The sequence below is a fragment of the Pseudomonas sp. B21128 genome (assembly GCF_044218865.1).
Lineage (GTDB): Bacteria > Pseudomonadota > Gammaproteobacteria > Pseudomonadales > Pseudomonadaceae > Aquipseudomonas > Aquipseudomonas iridis.
Map to the genome: position 1 here is coordinate 5,653,296 of NZ_CP162590.1, position 13,886 is coordinate 5,667,181.

The following is a 13,886-nucleotide window of genomic DNA, read 5'->3' on the forward strand; positions in this document are numbered from 1 at the left end:
GCGCCATCCAACAGGGCAACCCTTACGCACCGATGGCTCAGCAACACCGCAGCACACTCACAAGCTGGACGCTTGTTTTCACTCATGGAGGATTGAAAAATGTTAACCAATGAAGCAACCCGTTTTACCGCCGAGACCCTGCCAAGGTGTCTTATCGGCCATCTGGTCGACCCGCAACTGGTCGAAGGCGAAGCAGCGGCGCAACCCCGCGCACTCGCCGCTGGCAGCCTCAATTTCACGATGCAGAAGCAAACCCGGACCAACTGGTGCTGGGCAGCCGTTTCCGCTTCAGTCGGCAACTATTACGGCACCGGGTCGTGGACCCAGTGCGGGGTCGCCAGTTCGGAACTGAACCGCAACTGCTGCAATCAGCCGGAACCGTGCAACGTCTATGGCTACCTGGACACCGCCCTGCGCACCACGCGCAGTTATAACGGCATGAATCAGGGCTCGCTGAACATATCGGCCATTCAGAACCAGATCAACATGGGCCGCCCGGTCGGCCTGCGCTGTGCCTGGTACGGTGGCGGTGCACACTTCCTGACGATCTATGGCACCAACGGCAACTACGTGCTGGTCGCGGACTCGATCTATGGCTATTCGACCCGCGCGCTGAACACTTTCCCCCGCTCATACAACGGCGGCGGCAACTGGACCAACACTTACTTCACCGCAAAAAACCAGGGGGCGACCGTATGAACCTGACTTATCCAAAGGCGCCTTCCAACGGCGTACAGACCTTGCGTCCTGCTCTGCAAGCCGCCCTGCAAACCCAAGGCTTTGGCGCCAACCGCCAATTCGCCAACGCCTCACCTGCGAAGATCAGCCTCAGTGAAGCCTGGCGCGGTTACTCGCTGAGTCTGGAGGATTTGAGCAACGGCAAAGGTCTGCAAGACGCGCGGATGGGCGACTGGCATTACCTGGTATTCGCCGACGGTGTAACGATTGCCGATGCGCAACTGGCCGAAGTCCGCGGCCACGTCGAGTTCGCCTCGTTGAACCACGGATCGCTCGCCGCCGCTGCTGTCGGTGCGTTGAAACTGGCAGAGCAGTCCCCGCCATTGCAGGGCAAAACCGTGGAGCCGCGGCTGCTGTTCGTCTCGGCACTGCACGTTGTGGCGATCTGGCTGCACGCGGACGGTGAAGAGCTGCTGATTCCGATTGAGCCGACACCCAAGGAAATCGCGACAACCCGGTTGTACAGCGAGGCCGCGCTGCTCGCGTTGTTGAAACCGGCCGCGGACAAGGCAAAGCAACGTTTTGACGCCGACACCAGCGGTCTGCTCGGGAGCTGACAAATCCCGCCCATAAAAAAACCCGGACACTGTCCGGGTTTTTTATGCGCCTGAAACGACTTACTCGGCCGCTGGCTCTGCCGGCTTGCGGCGCTTGAGCGGCGCCATGCCGTCGCTGCTCACCAGAGCGTCTGGCTTGGGACGGTTGACGCTCTTGCGCTTGGTCGGCGTCTTGGCGGCAGTTTTCTTCTTGTCGCCCTTGCCGTCGGTTTTTTTCTTCTTCACGCCAACGGCTTTGCCCGAGGCCTTGACCTTCTTCGGTCCGCCGTAGGTGCCTTTGACTTCCTTGATGGTACGGCGCTCGAAGCTCTGCTTCAGATAGCGCTCGATGCTCGACATCAGGTTCCAGTCGCCGTGGCAGATCAGCGAGATCGCCAGACCGTCGTTACCGGCACGGCCAGTGCGACCGATACGGTGCACGTATTCGTCGCCGCTGCGTGGCATGTCGAAGTTGATCACCATGTCCAGACCATCAACGTCCAGACCACGGGCTGCAACGTCAGTCGCCACCAGAATCTTCACGCCGCCCTGCTTCAGACGGTCAATCGCCAGTTTGCGATCCTTCTGGTCTTTCTCGCCGTGCAGCACGAACGCCTTGTATTCCTGAGCCACGAGACGGCCGTAGATACGATCGGCCATGGCGCGGGTGTTGGTGAAGACGATGGCTTTCTGATAGGTCTCATTGGCCAGCAGCCAGTTCACAATCTGTTCTTTGTGCTGGTTGTGGTCAGCGGTGATCACCTGCTGACGGGTGGTCGAATTCAGCTGGCTGACCGCGTTGAGCTGCAAGTGCTCAGGGTTGTTCAGCACCTTGGCGATCATCTCGCGCAGGCCCGAACCACCGGTGGTGGCGGAGAACAGCATGGTTTGCTGACGGTTCGGGCATTCGTCGACCAGACGTTGCACGTCTTCGGAGAAACCCATGTCGAGCATACGGTCGGCTTCGTCGAGCACCAGTACTTCGACTTCTTTCAAGTCGAGGTTGCCGGCGTTCAGTTGCTCGATCATCCGGCCCGGGGTGCCGATCAGGATGTCCGGCACCTTGCGCAGCATGGCGGCCTGGACCTTGAAGTCTTCACCACCGGTGATCAGGCCGGACTTGATGAACGTGAACTGCGCAAAGCGTTCAACTTCCTTCAAGGTCTGCTGGGCCAGCTCGCGGGTCGGCAGCAGGATCAGGGTCTTGATGCTGACGCGAACCTTGGCCGGGCCGATCAGGCGATTGAGGATCGGCAGGACAAAAGCGGCGGTCTTGCCGCTACCGGTTTGTGCAGTCACCCGCAAATCACGCCCTTGGAGCGCCAGCGGAATGGCCGCGGCTTGCACAGGCGTTGGCTCGACAAATTTCAGCTCGGCCACAGCTTTTAGCAGGCGTTCGTGCAGGGCGAATTGGGAAAACACGGGTGCTACCTCGAAGATATGCAAAAAAACAGCTGCATAGGTTACCGGTTTCGAGCGCTCAGGCCGAGTTTCTTTATACAAACGGCATTAATCAGTGGCTTTTTTGTTGCTCGATTTGTCTCTTACGGTAATACACAGCGGCTTAAATGCTCTAATCGCCCATCGCGTCTCACAGAAGAATCGTTTCTCTCATGGATTTCAAACAGCTCTGGCTCAACGCCCAGGACCTCTGGGGCACCCTCGAACAGCATCCGCTCTTGCAGGCCGGCCTGGCCTTGACGGTTTTACTGGTGATCGCGCTGGTGCTCGGACGAGTGGCGCGTTATCTGATCCTGCACGCCAGCCGCATGCTCGGTCGCCAACCCGCCCTGCACTGGATCAACGACTTTCGCCACAACAAGGTGTTTCAGCGACTGGCGCAGATGACGCCGTCGCTGGTGATCCAGTTCGGTCTGCATCTGGTGCCCGAGCTGAGCAAAACCGCGATGACCTTTCTCGGCAATATGGCGCTGTCGTTCACCATTCTGTTCCTGCTGCTGTCGGTCAGTGCCCTGCTCAATGCCCTGCTCGATATCTACGCGCGCACCGAACACGCCCGCACGCGCTCGATCAAAGGCTACGTGCAACTGGCGAAAATGGTCCTGTACGTGTTTGGCGCGATCATCATCGTCGCCACGCTGATCGATCGTTCGCCACTGTTGCTGCTGTCGGGTCTGGGTGCGATGTCGGCGGTGATCCTGTTGGTCTACAAGGACACACTGCTGTCATTTGTCGCCAGCGTGCAGTTGACCAGCAACGACATGCTGCGGGTCGGCGACTGGATCGAGATGCCGCAGGTCGGCGCCGACGGTGACGTGGTCGATATCACCCTGCACACGGTCAAGGTGCAGAACTTCGACAAGACCATCGTCTCGATCCCGACCTGGCGTCTGATGTCCGAGTCGTTCAAGAACTGGCGCGGCATGCAGCAGTCCGGTGGCCGGCGGATCAAGCGCAGCCTGTTCATCGACGCCAGCGGCGTGCGCTTCATCCGCGATGACGAGGAAGCGAAGCTGTCCCAGGTGCACCTGCTGACCGACTACATGGGCCGCAAGAAAGCCGAACTCAAGGCGTGGAACGAGGCGCAGGGCAATGTCGCGGCCATGTCGGCGAATCGCCGGCGCATGACCAACATCGGTACCTTTCGCGCCTATGCGCTGGCTTATCTGAAGAGCCACCCGGAAATTCAACCGAACATGACCTGTATGGTGCGCCAGATGCAGACCACGGCGCAGGGCATTCCGCTGGAGATCTACTGCTTCACCCGCACCACGGTGTGGGCGGACTACGAGCGGATTCAGGGGGATATTTTCGATTACCTGCTGGCCGTGCTGCCGGAATTTGGACTGAGCTTGTATCAGCAGCCGAGTGGCGGGGATTTGCGCTCGGGGTTGATGCCGGCGGTGTTGACCGCGGCCAGTATCCCAGAGCCTGAGAAACATATTATGTAGCGCCACTGAAACCTGTGGGAGCGGGCTTGCCGGCGATGAGGGAGTGTCAGCGATGAATGCATCGTCTGGTACTCCGCTATCGCGGGCAAGCCCGCTCCCACAGGGATATTTGTCAGTCAGCGACTATGCGGTGGCTGGGGATTTACGGATGCCCCACCGGCTGATCCACACCGCCGCCAGAATCACACTCCCGCCAAGGAACAACCTTCCAAGCTCCTCATCCTGGTTCCAGATCAACAGATTCAGCAGCAACCCCACCGGCACATGCAGGTTGTTCATCACCGCCAATGTGCCGCCATTGACCATGCACGCTCCCTTGTTCCACCAGTACAAGCCGAGTGCGGTCGAGACCAGACCGAGGAACACCAGCACACCCCATTGCAGCGGCGCCTCCGGCAGGAAGTTCGATTTGCCGAACAACAGAAACGCCGGCAGCACCACCGCCAGCGCGCCGAGGTAGAAGAAGCCGAAGCGCCGGTAATGCGGCAGATCGCTCGGGTGTTTGGCCACCAGGTGCTTGTACAACACTTGCCCCGCGGCATAGGTGAAGTTGGCCAGTTGCAGCAGCAGGAAGCCCATGAAGAAGTCCGGATTGATCCGGTCGAAGCGAATCACCGCTGCGCCGCCTACCGCCACCAGTGCTGCGATCAGCGCCCACGGGTTGAAGCGCCGGTTCAGCGCGTCTTCGATCAGGGTCACGTGCAGCGGCGTGAGGATGGTGAACAGCAGCACCTCCGGCACCGTCAACACGCGAAAGCTCAGGTAAAGGCAGACGTAGGTCACGCCGAACTGCAACGCGCCGATCAGCAGCATGCCGCGCATGAACCCCGGCTCCACCGAACGCCAGCGAGTCAGCGGGATGAACACCAGCCCGGCCAGCACCACACGCACCAGCACCGCGAAGTAACTGTCGACATGCCCGGCCAGGTATTCGCCGATCAGACTGAAGGAAAACGCCTGGATAAGCGTGACAAAAAGTAGATAGCCCATGGTCGCCCCTGTTTTGAATGGCGGCGACGATAGCGGTTTTTGTCGCCCACTGCGAATGTGCAGAAAACACAATCCTCTGTGGGAGCGGGCTTGCCCGCGATGGCGATGTGTCAGTCAACATCTTCCGGCCTGACACTCCCTCATCGCGGGCAAGCCCGCGCCCACAGGGTTAGTGTGAGATCAGGGGGAATGGGTTGTTGAGCAAATCCCGGGCAAAAAAAAGCCCGATCTCGCTAATGCGTTCAATCGGGCTACAGCACTCAGGAGCAACAAGTGCAAAGGGAGGTTCGATGCGCGTAAAGCCTTGAAGGGGTTGCGCCAGAGCACTAGAACATCCAGTGATTATCTGGCGATTAACATATCAAGCGACCTGAGAAAGCCTGGCGTTGGCCTGGTTCAGGCCCTTCTCCTGGAAGTCGCCGCCCAGGTTCATGCCTTCGGCGTGGATGAAGGTCACGTCGTGGATGCCGATGAAACCCATCACCTGACGCAGGTACGGTTCCTGATGGTCGGCCGGGCCACCAGCGTAGATGCCGCCGCGAGCAGTCAGGACGTAGGCACGCTTGCCGCTGAGCAAGCCTTGCGGGCCGGTTTCGGTGTACTTGAACGTCACGCCGGCACGCAGCACATGGTCGAGCCAGGCCTTGAGGGTGCTGGGGATCGCAAAGTTGTACATCGGCGCCGCCATTACCAACACATCAGCGGCGAGCAGTTCGTCGGTCAATTCATTGGAGCGGTCCAGCGAAGCTTGTTCGCTGTCATTGCGCTGCTCGGCGGGCTTCATCCAGCCGCCCAGCAGGTTGATATCGAGGTGCGGAACCGGGTTGACGGCGACGTCGCGGACGGTGATCTGATCGTCTGGGTGCGCCGCTTTCCACTGACTGATAAAGGTCTGGGTCAGTTGACGGGAAACCGAGTCTTGCTGGCGGGCGCTGCTTTCGATGATCAGAACGCGGGACATGTTGTGTAGCCTCCATCCGAGAATGTTGTAGGTCGATGGAGTGAAGGTTAAGCAGTATCGTATCGATGAAAAAGCGCAAATAATTGCTGCAAAGCATCGAATAATTCGTTTAGATGCACCTGCCCCCACTGTGGGATCGAGCTTGCTCGCGAAAGCGGTAGGTCATTCAACAATGATGGCGACTGAAACGGCCAATTCGCGAGCAAGCTCGCTCCCACAGGGATTCGCGGTGTTACTTCGACGTGCAGGTCAGCTTGATGCGCAGCTTGATGATCTCGCGAGTGAACTTGGCCGTGGCGTTCTTGTGTTTGCCGGCGGGCACATCGATGGTACGGGTGCGTGGTGCTTCCGGACCATTATTGAATACCGCTTTGCAGGTCGCATCGACATCGCCGTAGTTGGCCACCCGAATCGAGCCAATATCGTTATCGGTGTCGAACGTTTCGTAGTCGATCTTCAGGTCGTTGAGGTCTTTCTGCACGTCGATCGGATACGCAAACGCCGTCAGCGGCAGCAGCGCCAGCAGCACACAACAGAATTTTTTCATTCGGCAGTCTCCATGAGGGACAGCCAGCTTAGGACAAGAGGAGCTATTGATGAAAGCGCCCCGCGTGACCCTTGATCAATGGCGAACATTGCAGGCCGTGGTCGACCACGGCGGATTCGCCCAGGCCGCCGAGGCCCTGCACCGTTCGCAATCGTCGGTGAGCTACACCGTCGCCCGCATGCAGGACCAACTCGGTGTGCCGTTGCTGCGCATCGACGGCCGTAAAGCGGTGCTCACCGAGGCCGGCGGCGTCCTGCTGCGCCGCTCGCGACAACTGGTGAAACAGGCCAGCCAACTGGAAGACCTCGCCCACCATATGGAGCAAGGCTGGGAAGCCGAAGTACGTTTGGTCGTCGATGCGGCTTACCCCAGCGCTCGCCTCGTCCGCGCCCTGACGGCGTTCATGCCGCAAAGCCGTGGCTGCCGGGTACGCCTGCGCGAAGAAGTGCTGTCGGGCGTGGAGGAAGTCTTGCTTGAAGGCGTGGCTGACCTGGCCATCACCGGGTTCAGCATTCCCGGTTACCTCGGCGCAGAATTGAGCGATGTCGAGTTTGTTGCCGTCGCCCACCCGGAACATCCCTTGCATCGTTTGAACCGCGAACTGAGCTTCCAGGACCTGGAAACCCAGATGCAAGTGGTTATCCGTGACTCCGGCCGCCAACAACCACGGGATGTCGGCTGGCTCGGCGCCGAGCAGCGCTGGACCGTCGGCAGTCTCGCCACCGCTGCGACCTTTGTCAGCAGCGGCCTGGGATTTGCCTGGTTGCCACGGCACATGATCGAACGGGAATTGAAAGAAGGCTCGCTCAAGCTGCTACCGTTGGATCAGGGTGGCAGTCGCAACCCGAGTTTCTATCTGTACTCGAACAAGGACAAACCGCTGGGCCCGGCGACGCAAATCCTCATCGAACTGCTGCGCACCTTCGACACGTTGCCGCTGGATGCACCGTTCGCCGCCCCTGAACAAGCCTGACACGGAGTTCACCGATGGCGTATTTCGAACACGACGGTTGCAACCTGCACTACGAGGAATATGGCCACGGCACACCGCTGCTGCTGGTCCACGGGCTCGGCTCGAGCACGCTGGACTGGGAAATGCAGATTCCTGCGCTGGCCGCACGCTACCGGGTGATCGTCCCGGACATCCGCGGCCACGGGCGTTCGGACAAACCCCGCGAGCGCTACAGCATCGCCGGCTTCAGCGCCGATCTGGTCGCACTGATCGAGCACTTGAACCTCGGCCCGGTGCACTACATTGGCCTGTCCATGGGCGGCATGATCGGTTTCCAGCTGGGTGTCGATCAGCCGCAACTGCTCAAGAGCCTGACCATCGTCAACAGCGCGCCCGAGGTCAAACTGCGTTCGCGCGACGACTATTGGCAGTGGTTCAAACGATGGAGCCTGATGCGCGTGCTCAGCCTGGCAGCCATCGGCAAGGCATTGGGCAGCAAACTGTTCCCCAAGCCGGAACAGGCCGATCTGCGGCAGAAAATGGCCGAACGCTGGGCAAAAAACGACAAACGTGCTTATCTCGCCAGCTTCGATGCAATTGTTGGCTGGGGCGTTCAGGAACGACTTTCCCGAGTGACCTGTCCAACGCTCATCGTCAGCGCCGACCGTGACTACACACCCGTCACGCTGAAAGAAACCTATGTAAAACTGCTGCCCGATGCGCGGCTGGTGGTGATCGCCGATTCGCGCCACGCCACCCCGCTCGATCAACCCGAACGCTTCAATCAAACGCTGCTGGAGTTTCTCGCCGCAGCCGATATTCATCCTCAGGATCACTGACCCATGCTGAAAAAAATCGCCCTCGCCGCCGGTACCGCGCTGTTTGCCGCCAACCTGATGGCTGCCACCCCGGCCAAAGCGCCGCACGTGCTGCTGGACACCACCAATGGCCAGATCGAAATCGAACTGGACCCGGTCAAGGCGCCGATCAGTACCAAGAATTTCCTTGAGTACGTCGACAGCGGCTTCTACACCAACACGATTTTTCACCGTGTGATCCCGGGCTTCATGGCTCAGGGCGGTGGTTTCACCCAGCAAATGCAGCAGAAAGACACCAAGGCACCGATCAAGAACGAAGCCAGCAACGGCCTGCACAACGTTCGCGGCACCTTGTCGATGGCGCGCACCTCCAACCCGGATTCGGCCACCAGCCAGTTCTTCATCAACGTGGCTGACAACGCTTTCCTCGACCCGGGCCGTGATGCCGGTTACGCGGTATTCGCCAAAGTGGTCAAGGGCATGGACGTGGTCGACATCATCGTCAACTCGCAAACCACCACCAAAAGCGGCATGCAAAACGTGCCTGTCGACCCTGTGATCATCAAGTCGGCCAAACGCATCGACTAAGTTTCGCGGGGCATTTCGAGCGGCGGCGGCCTCGGGCCACGCCGCTCACACTGATAAAAGGAGAGCCCGTATCCGGGCGGTTATCTGATGCTCTATCGCCGTTTCGAACAACTGATCGACATATTTCGCGACGCCCCGACGGCGGCCCCTCCAGATCGTGTCTGGCCCTTCTATACCTATTACCTGAAGCAGGTCTGGCCAAGTTTCGCCGCCCTGCTGGTCGTTGGCCTGTTTGCCGCGCTGATCGAAGTGGCGCTGTTCAGTTACCTGAGCCGCATCATCGACCTGGCCCAGGGCACACCCAACCCGAATTTCTTCAGCGACCACGCCCTCGAACTGACGTGGATGGTGGTGGTTGCGCTGGTCCTGCGGCCGATTTTCTTTGGTCTGCACGACCTGCTGGTGCACCAGACCCTGAGCCCCGGCATGACCAGCATGATCCGCTGGCAGAACCACAGTTATGTGCTCAAGCAGAGCCTCAACTTCTTTCAGAACGACTTCGCCGGGCGCATCGCCCAGCGCATCATGCAGACCGGCAACTCGCTGCGTGATTCAGCGGTGCAAGCCGTCGATGCGTTGTGGCATGTGGTGATCTATGCGATCAGCGCACTGGTGCTGTTCGCCGAGGCCGACTGGCGCCTGATGATCCCGCTGCTGGTGTGGATCGTCGGCTACATCGGCGCGCTCTACTACTTCGTGCCCCGGGTGAAAGAGCGTTCGGTGGAAGCCTCCGACGCGCGCTCGAAACTGATGGGGCGGATCGTCGACGGCTACACCAACATCGCCACACTGAAGCTGTTTGCGCACACCAACTTCGAACAGCATTACGCCAAGGAAGCCATCGAAGAGCAAACCGTCAAGGCGCAAATGGCCGGCCGCGTAGTCACCAGCATGGACGTGGCGATTACCACCATGAACGGCTTGCTGATCGTCGGCACCACCGCTCTGGCGCTGTGGTTGTGGACGCAATCGTTGATCACCGTCGGTGCCATTGCCCTGGCGACGGGTCTGGTGATCCGCATCGTCAACATGTCCGGCTGGATCATGTGGGTGGTCACTGGCATCTTCGAAAACATCGGCATGGTCCAGGACGGTTTGCGCACCATCTCGCAACCGGTCAGCGTCACCGATCAGGCGCAGGCCAAACCGCTGGCCGTGGCCAATGGCGAAGTGCGTTTCGAGCATGTGGATTTTCACTACGGCAAGAAGCGCGGAATCATCGGCGACCTCAACCTGACCATCAAACCGGGTGAAAAAATCGGTCTGATCGGCCCGTCCGGTGCCGGCAAATCGACTCTGGTCAACCTGCTGCTGCGCCTGTACGACGTCGAGGGTGGGCGCATCCTGATCGACGGCCAGAACATCGCCGAAGTCGGCCAGGAAAGCCTGCGCGCACGTATCGGCATGATTACCCAGGACACCTCGCTGCTGCACCGTTCGATCCGCGACAACTTGTTGTACGGCAAACCTGATGCAACCGACGCCGACCTCTGGGACGCGGTGCACAAGGCCCGCGCTGACGAGTTCATTCCGTTGTTATCCGACGCTGAAGGCCGCACCGGTTTCGACGCCCATGTCGGCGAGCGCGGCGTGAAGCTGTCAGGTGGCCAGCGTCAGCGCATCGCGATTGCCCGAGTGCTGCTCAAGGACGCGCCCATCCTGATCATGGACGAAGCGACCTCGGCACTCGACTCGGAAGTTGAAGCAGCGATTCAGGAAAGCCTGGAAACCCTGATGCAGGGCAAAACCGTGATCGCGATTGCCCACCGCCTCTCGACCATCGCCCGGATGGATCGCTTGGTGGTGCTGGAAAACGGCAAGATCGCCGAGAGCGGCACCCATGCTGAACTGCTGGCTCACCGTGGGTTGTATGCCCGGTTGTGGGCGCATCAGACCGGGGGGTTTGTCGGGATCGATTGATCATCCCGAAGCGCCAAAAAAACTGTGGGAGCGAGCTTGCTCGCGAAAGCGGTGGGTCAGTCGCGGGAATATCGACTGACCCACCGCCTTCGCGAGCAAGCTCGCTCCCACATTGATATTTACGTTTGGCGGTAGGGTAAAGCGGCTCGCGCTTCCTCGGCATAGGCCAGAACGCCAGCGCGTTCCTGTTTCAGGAAATCCTTCACCGCTGCTTTCAATCCGGGATGGCGCAGGTAATGCCATGAATGCGTGATCACCGGTTCGAAGCCACGAATCAGCTTGTGCTCGCCCTGAGCACCGGCATCGAAACGCTGATAACCCTGGGCAATCGCGTAGTCCATGCCCTGATAAAAACAGGTTTCGAAGTGCAGCCGATCAAACTCGGCCAGACAGCCCCAATAACGTCCGTAAAAACTGTCGCCCCCCACCAGACTGAACGCCATGGCCACCGGCCGTGAGCCCTGTTTGGCCAACACCACGCGAATCGCTTCGGGCATGCGCTCGGCCAACAGACTGAAAAACTCCCGGGTCAGATACGGCGTTTGCCGACGCACCGCGTAGGTATTGGCGTAGCAGGCGTAGACGAAATCCCACTGCGCCTCGTCCAGCGCTCCTCCCTCCAGCCATTCAAACTCGAAGCCCTGCCCCGCCACTTGCTCGCGTTCCTTGCGCATCTGTTTGCGCTTGCGCGAAGCGAGCACGTCGAGAAAGTCCTGAAAGTCGCGATAGCCACGATTCTGCCAGTGATACTGACAGCCAATGCGCTGCAACCAGCCCGGGTGTTCGGCCATGGCGGCGTCGGTGAAGGCATCGGTGAAATTGATGTGGGCACTGGAAAGCGCTTCTATTTCCAGATAACCGGGCAGGCTCTTGAGCAGCTCGAAACCGTCCTCGACCCTGGCGGCCAGCAGCCTCGGCCCACTGACGGGACTGAACGGCACCGCCGTCAACAGCTTGGGGTAGTAATCGATTCCGGCGCGGGCACAGGCATCGGCCCAGCCATGATCGAACACGTACTCGCCGTAGGAATGCCACTTGCGATAACTGGGCAACGCCGCGATCAGCCGATCATCTTCAATATGCAGCAAATGCTCCGGCTGCCAACCGGAGTGGGGGCCGACGCTGCCGCTGTCTTCCAATGCACTGAGAAACGCATGGCGCAGAAAGGGCTGATTGTCCGGCACCAGTGCGTCCCAGGCATGTGAGGAAATTTCCGACAGGTTTTGCAGGCGTTGCAACGGCATCAACAAGCTCTCCACAACAGGACTCCAGCGCCCGGCGAGTATCGCCGATTGCGCCGCAATGCACACCCGCAATCGGCCGACAGCGCTCTAGATCAATAGTTCGCGATCGACGCACACGGTCATCATCTTGCCATCACTGTGCCACCGCACTGTCATAAACCATCGCGATACTGGCGCCTGTTTTTAGAGCGCCGGGTTCTAACCCGGACACTGTTTTCCGACCTCGATTGTCGGTTGTGCCCAGGATGGTTAAGCCATCCTCTCTCATCTTCGGAGATTGCTATGCGTCTTGCTTCCACGAAAACTGCGGCGGCCCTGTGCGGTGGCCTGTTGCTGGCCATGAGCGTTCCGGCCAGTGCTGCAGTCGACGCCAAACTGCTCGACATGCTCAAGGCTAACGGTTCGATTTCCCAGGCGCAGTACATTGAACTGCAAACTGAACTGGCCAAGGATCAGAAGGCTCAGCAAATCGCGCAGCAGGCGCAGCAAGAGACCAACGAACAAGTCGCGGCTGTCGCGAAAAAGACCAACGAACAAAGCGCTTTCGACCAGAAACTGGCGTGGGCGGCCAAGACTCAGTTCAAGGGCGACGTGCGCATCCGGCAGGAAACCATCAAGATCGATGGCGAACCGAACAACGGCGGTCGCGACAAGGATCGCCAGCGCATCCGTGCCCGTCTGGGTGCCTACACCGAGATCAACCCGCAAGTGGACACCGGCATCCGTATCGCCACCGGCGGCGGCGACGATGCCCGTTCGACTAACCAGGATCAGGACAACTACTTCGACAAGAAGCAGATCTGGCTCGACCTGGGTTACATCGACTACCACCCTGACCAGATCAAGAACCTGCACGTGATCGGCGGCAAGATGCTGCAACCGTGGGTGAGCATGGGCGACGTGATCTGGGATAGCGACATCAACCCTGAAGGTCTGGCCGTTACTTACAAATACCCGCTGGGCAGCAGCGCCGAACTGTTCGGCAGCCTGGGCAACTACAACCTCAAGGACAACGTCGATGGTGACGGCGTGCAGTTCCGTCACGACCTGCGCCTGACCGCCGGCCAACTGGGTAGCCGCTTCAATATCACCGACAACCTGAAGCTGACCTTGGGCGGCAGTGTCTACGCTTACCAGAATGATGACGACAGCCGTTGCACCGGCACCTCCACGCCGTGCGCCCTGGCGGTCAACGGCAACTCGGCAGACAACGAGTTCCGCCTGTATGAAGGTTTCAGCCAGGTCGACATCGGCGGTCTGCCAATGCCGCTGTCGTTCTACGGCCAGTACGTGAAGAACAACGATGCCGTGACCGATCAGGACACTGCCTGGCTGCTCGGCGCCAAGTCGAAGGTCTTTGGTTTCAACCTCGACTACAACTATCGTGACGTGCAGCGCAACGCTGTGGTCGGCGCGTTCACCGACTCCGACTTTGCCAACGGCACCACAGGTTCGCGGGGTCACAAGTTCAAGGTCGGTTACGACATCGACAAGAACTTCGCTGTCGGCGCGACGTACTTCCTGACCAAGGCCGACTTCGCCAGCCGTACCCAGCGTGATGCTGATACCAACACCCTGCAGCTGGATGCGGAAGCCAAGTTCTAAAAAAGAAGCGTCAAGCTGCAAGTTCCAAGCTGCAAGTCAGAGCCTCGCTTGCAGCTTGAGGCTTGCCACTCGACG

At 59.6% G+C, this 13,886-nt stretch carries 13 protein-coding genes; 8 read left to right on the top strand and 5 right to left on the bottom strand.

The features are described 5' to 3' along the window. Positions 1-99: 99 nt before the first annotated feature. Together AB4P91_RS25480 and AB4P91_RS25485 are read left to right on the top strand one after the other, a co-directional pair. Entirely contained in the window at positions 100-699 is a 600-nt protein-coding gene (locus AB4P91_RS25480) for a papain-like cysteine protease family protein (protein ID WP_395603945.1), read from the top strand. Continuing rightward, on the top strand, positions 696-1,295 hold the full coding sequence (locus AB4P91_RS25485; RefSeq protein ID WP_395603946.1) for a hypothetical protein: 600 nt from the start codon (positions 696-698) through the stop codon (positions 1,293-1,295). The genes AB4P91_RS25480 and AB4P91_RS25485 overlap by 4 nt, the downstream gene beginning before the upstream one ends. Positions 1,296-1,355: 60 nt before the next feature. On the opposite strand, the gene AB4P91_RS25490 is transcribed toward AB4P91_RS25485, so the two are convergent. Next, positions 1,356-2,696, bottom strand: coding sequence for a DEAD/DEAH box helicase (locus tag AB4P91_RS25490; protein ID WP_042558129.1), 1,341 nt, complete (start codon positions 2,694-2,696; stop codon positions 1,356-1,358). Between the two features lie 191 nt (positions 2,697-2,887). Here AB4P91_RS25490 and AB4P91_RS25495 point away from each other — a divergent pair, with 191 nt between their 5' ends. After that, a complete protein-coding gene (locus AB4P91_RS25495) occupies positions 2,888-4,186 on the top strand; it encodes a mechanosensitive ion channel family protein (RefSeq protein WP_395603947.1) in 1,299 nt (432 codons plus the stop codon). A gap of 123 nt (positions 4,187-4,309) precedes the next feature. On the opposite strand, the gene AB4P91_RS25500 is transcribed toward AB4P91_RS25495, so the two are convergent. From AB4P91_RS25500 to AB4P91_RS25510, 3 genes are all read right to left on the bottom strand, one after another. Next, on the bottom strand, positions 4,310-5,176 hold the full coding sequence (locus AB4P91_RS25500; protein ID WP_150594333.1) for a carboxylate/amino acid/amine transporter: 867 nt from the start codon (positions 5,174-5,176) through the stop codon (positions 4,310-4,312). A gap of 361 nt (positions 5,177-5,537) precedes the next feature. Beyond that, complete coding sequence (locus tag AB4P91_RS25505; protein WP_210553738.1) at positions 5,538-6,137, bottom strand: FMN-dependent NADH-azoreductase; 600 nt, start codon at positions 6,135-6,137, stop codon at positions 5,538-5,540. A 232-nt stretch (positions 6,138-6,369) separates the two neighbouring features. Further along, a complete protein-coding gene (locus AB4P91_RS25510) occupies positions 6,370-6,684 on the bottom strand; it encodes a 3-phosphoglycerate kinase (protein WP_395603948.1) in 315 nt (104 codons plus the stop codon). 49 nt (positions 6,685-6,733) lie between these two features. Between AB4P91_RS25510 and AB4P91_RS25515 the strand changes: the two genes are divergently transcribed. The 4 genes from AB4P91_RS25515 to AB4P91_RS25530 all read left to right on the top strand — a co-directional run bounded on the left by AB4P91_RS25515 (position 6,734) and on the right by AB4P91_RS25530 (position 10,962). Further along, a complete protein-coding gene (locus AB4P91_RS25515; protein WP_150594336.1) occupies positions 6,734-7,657 on the top strand; it encodes a LysR family transcriptional regulator in 924 nt (307 codons plus the stop codon). A gap of 14 nt (positions 7,658-7,671) precedes the next feature. Beyond that, positions 7,672-8,475 (top strand): alpha/beta fold hydrolase, encoded by an 804-nt coding sequence (locus AB4P91_RS25520; protein ID WP_395603949.1) that lies wholly within the window; start codon positions 7,672-7,674, stop codon positions 8,473-8,475. A 3-nt stretch (positions 8,476-8,478) separates the two neighbouring features. Continuing rightward, positions 8,479-9,042, top strand: coding sequence for a peptidylprolyl isomerase (locus AB4P91_RS25525; RefSeq protein ID WP_395603950.1), 564 nt, complete (start codon positions 8,479-8,481; stop codon positions 9,040-9,042). 87 nt (positions 9,043-9,129) lie between these two features. Next, the gene (locus tag AB4P91_RS25530) at positions 9,130-10,962 is read left to right on the top strand and encodes an ABC transporter ATP-binding protein (RefSeq protein WP_150597202.1); all 1,833 of its coding nucleotides are present in this window, start codon (positions 9,130-9,132) and stop codon (positions 10,960-10,962) included. 119 nt (positions 10,963-11,081) lie between these two features. Here the strand turns inward: AB4P91_RS25530 and AB4P91_RS25535 are convergent, their stop codons facing one another. Further along, positions 11,082-12,206, bottom strand: coding sequence for a GNAT family N-acetyltransferase (locus tag AB4P91_RS25535; RefSeq protein ID WP_395603951.1), 1,125 nt, complete (start codon positions 12,204-12,206; stop codon positions 11,082-11,084). 282 nt (positions 12,207-12,488) lie between these two features. Between AB4P91_RS25535 and AB4P91_RS25540 the strand changes: the two genes are divergently transcribed. Beyond that, positions 12,489-13,811: a putative porin gene (locus tag AB4P91_RS25540; protein WP_150597292.1), complete on the top strand. Its 1,323-nt coding sequence runs from the start codon at positions 12,489-12,491 to the stop codon at positions 13,809-13,811. Positions 13,812-13,886 lie beyond the last annotated feature (75 nt).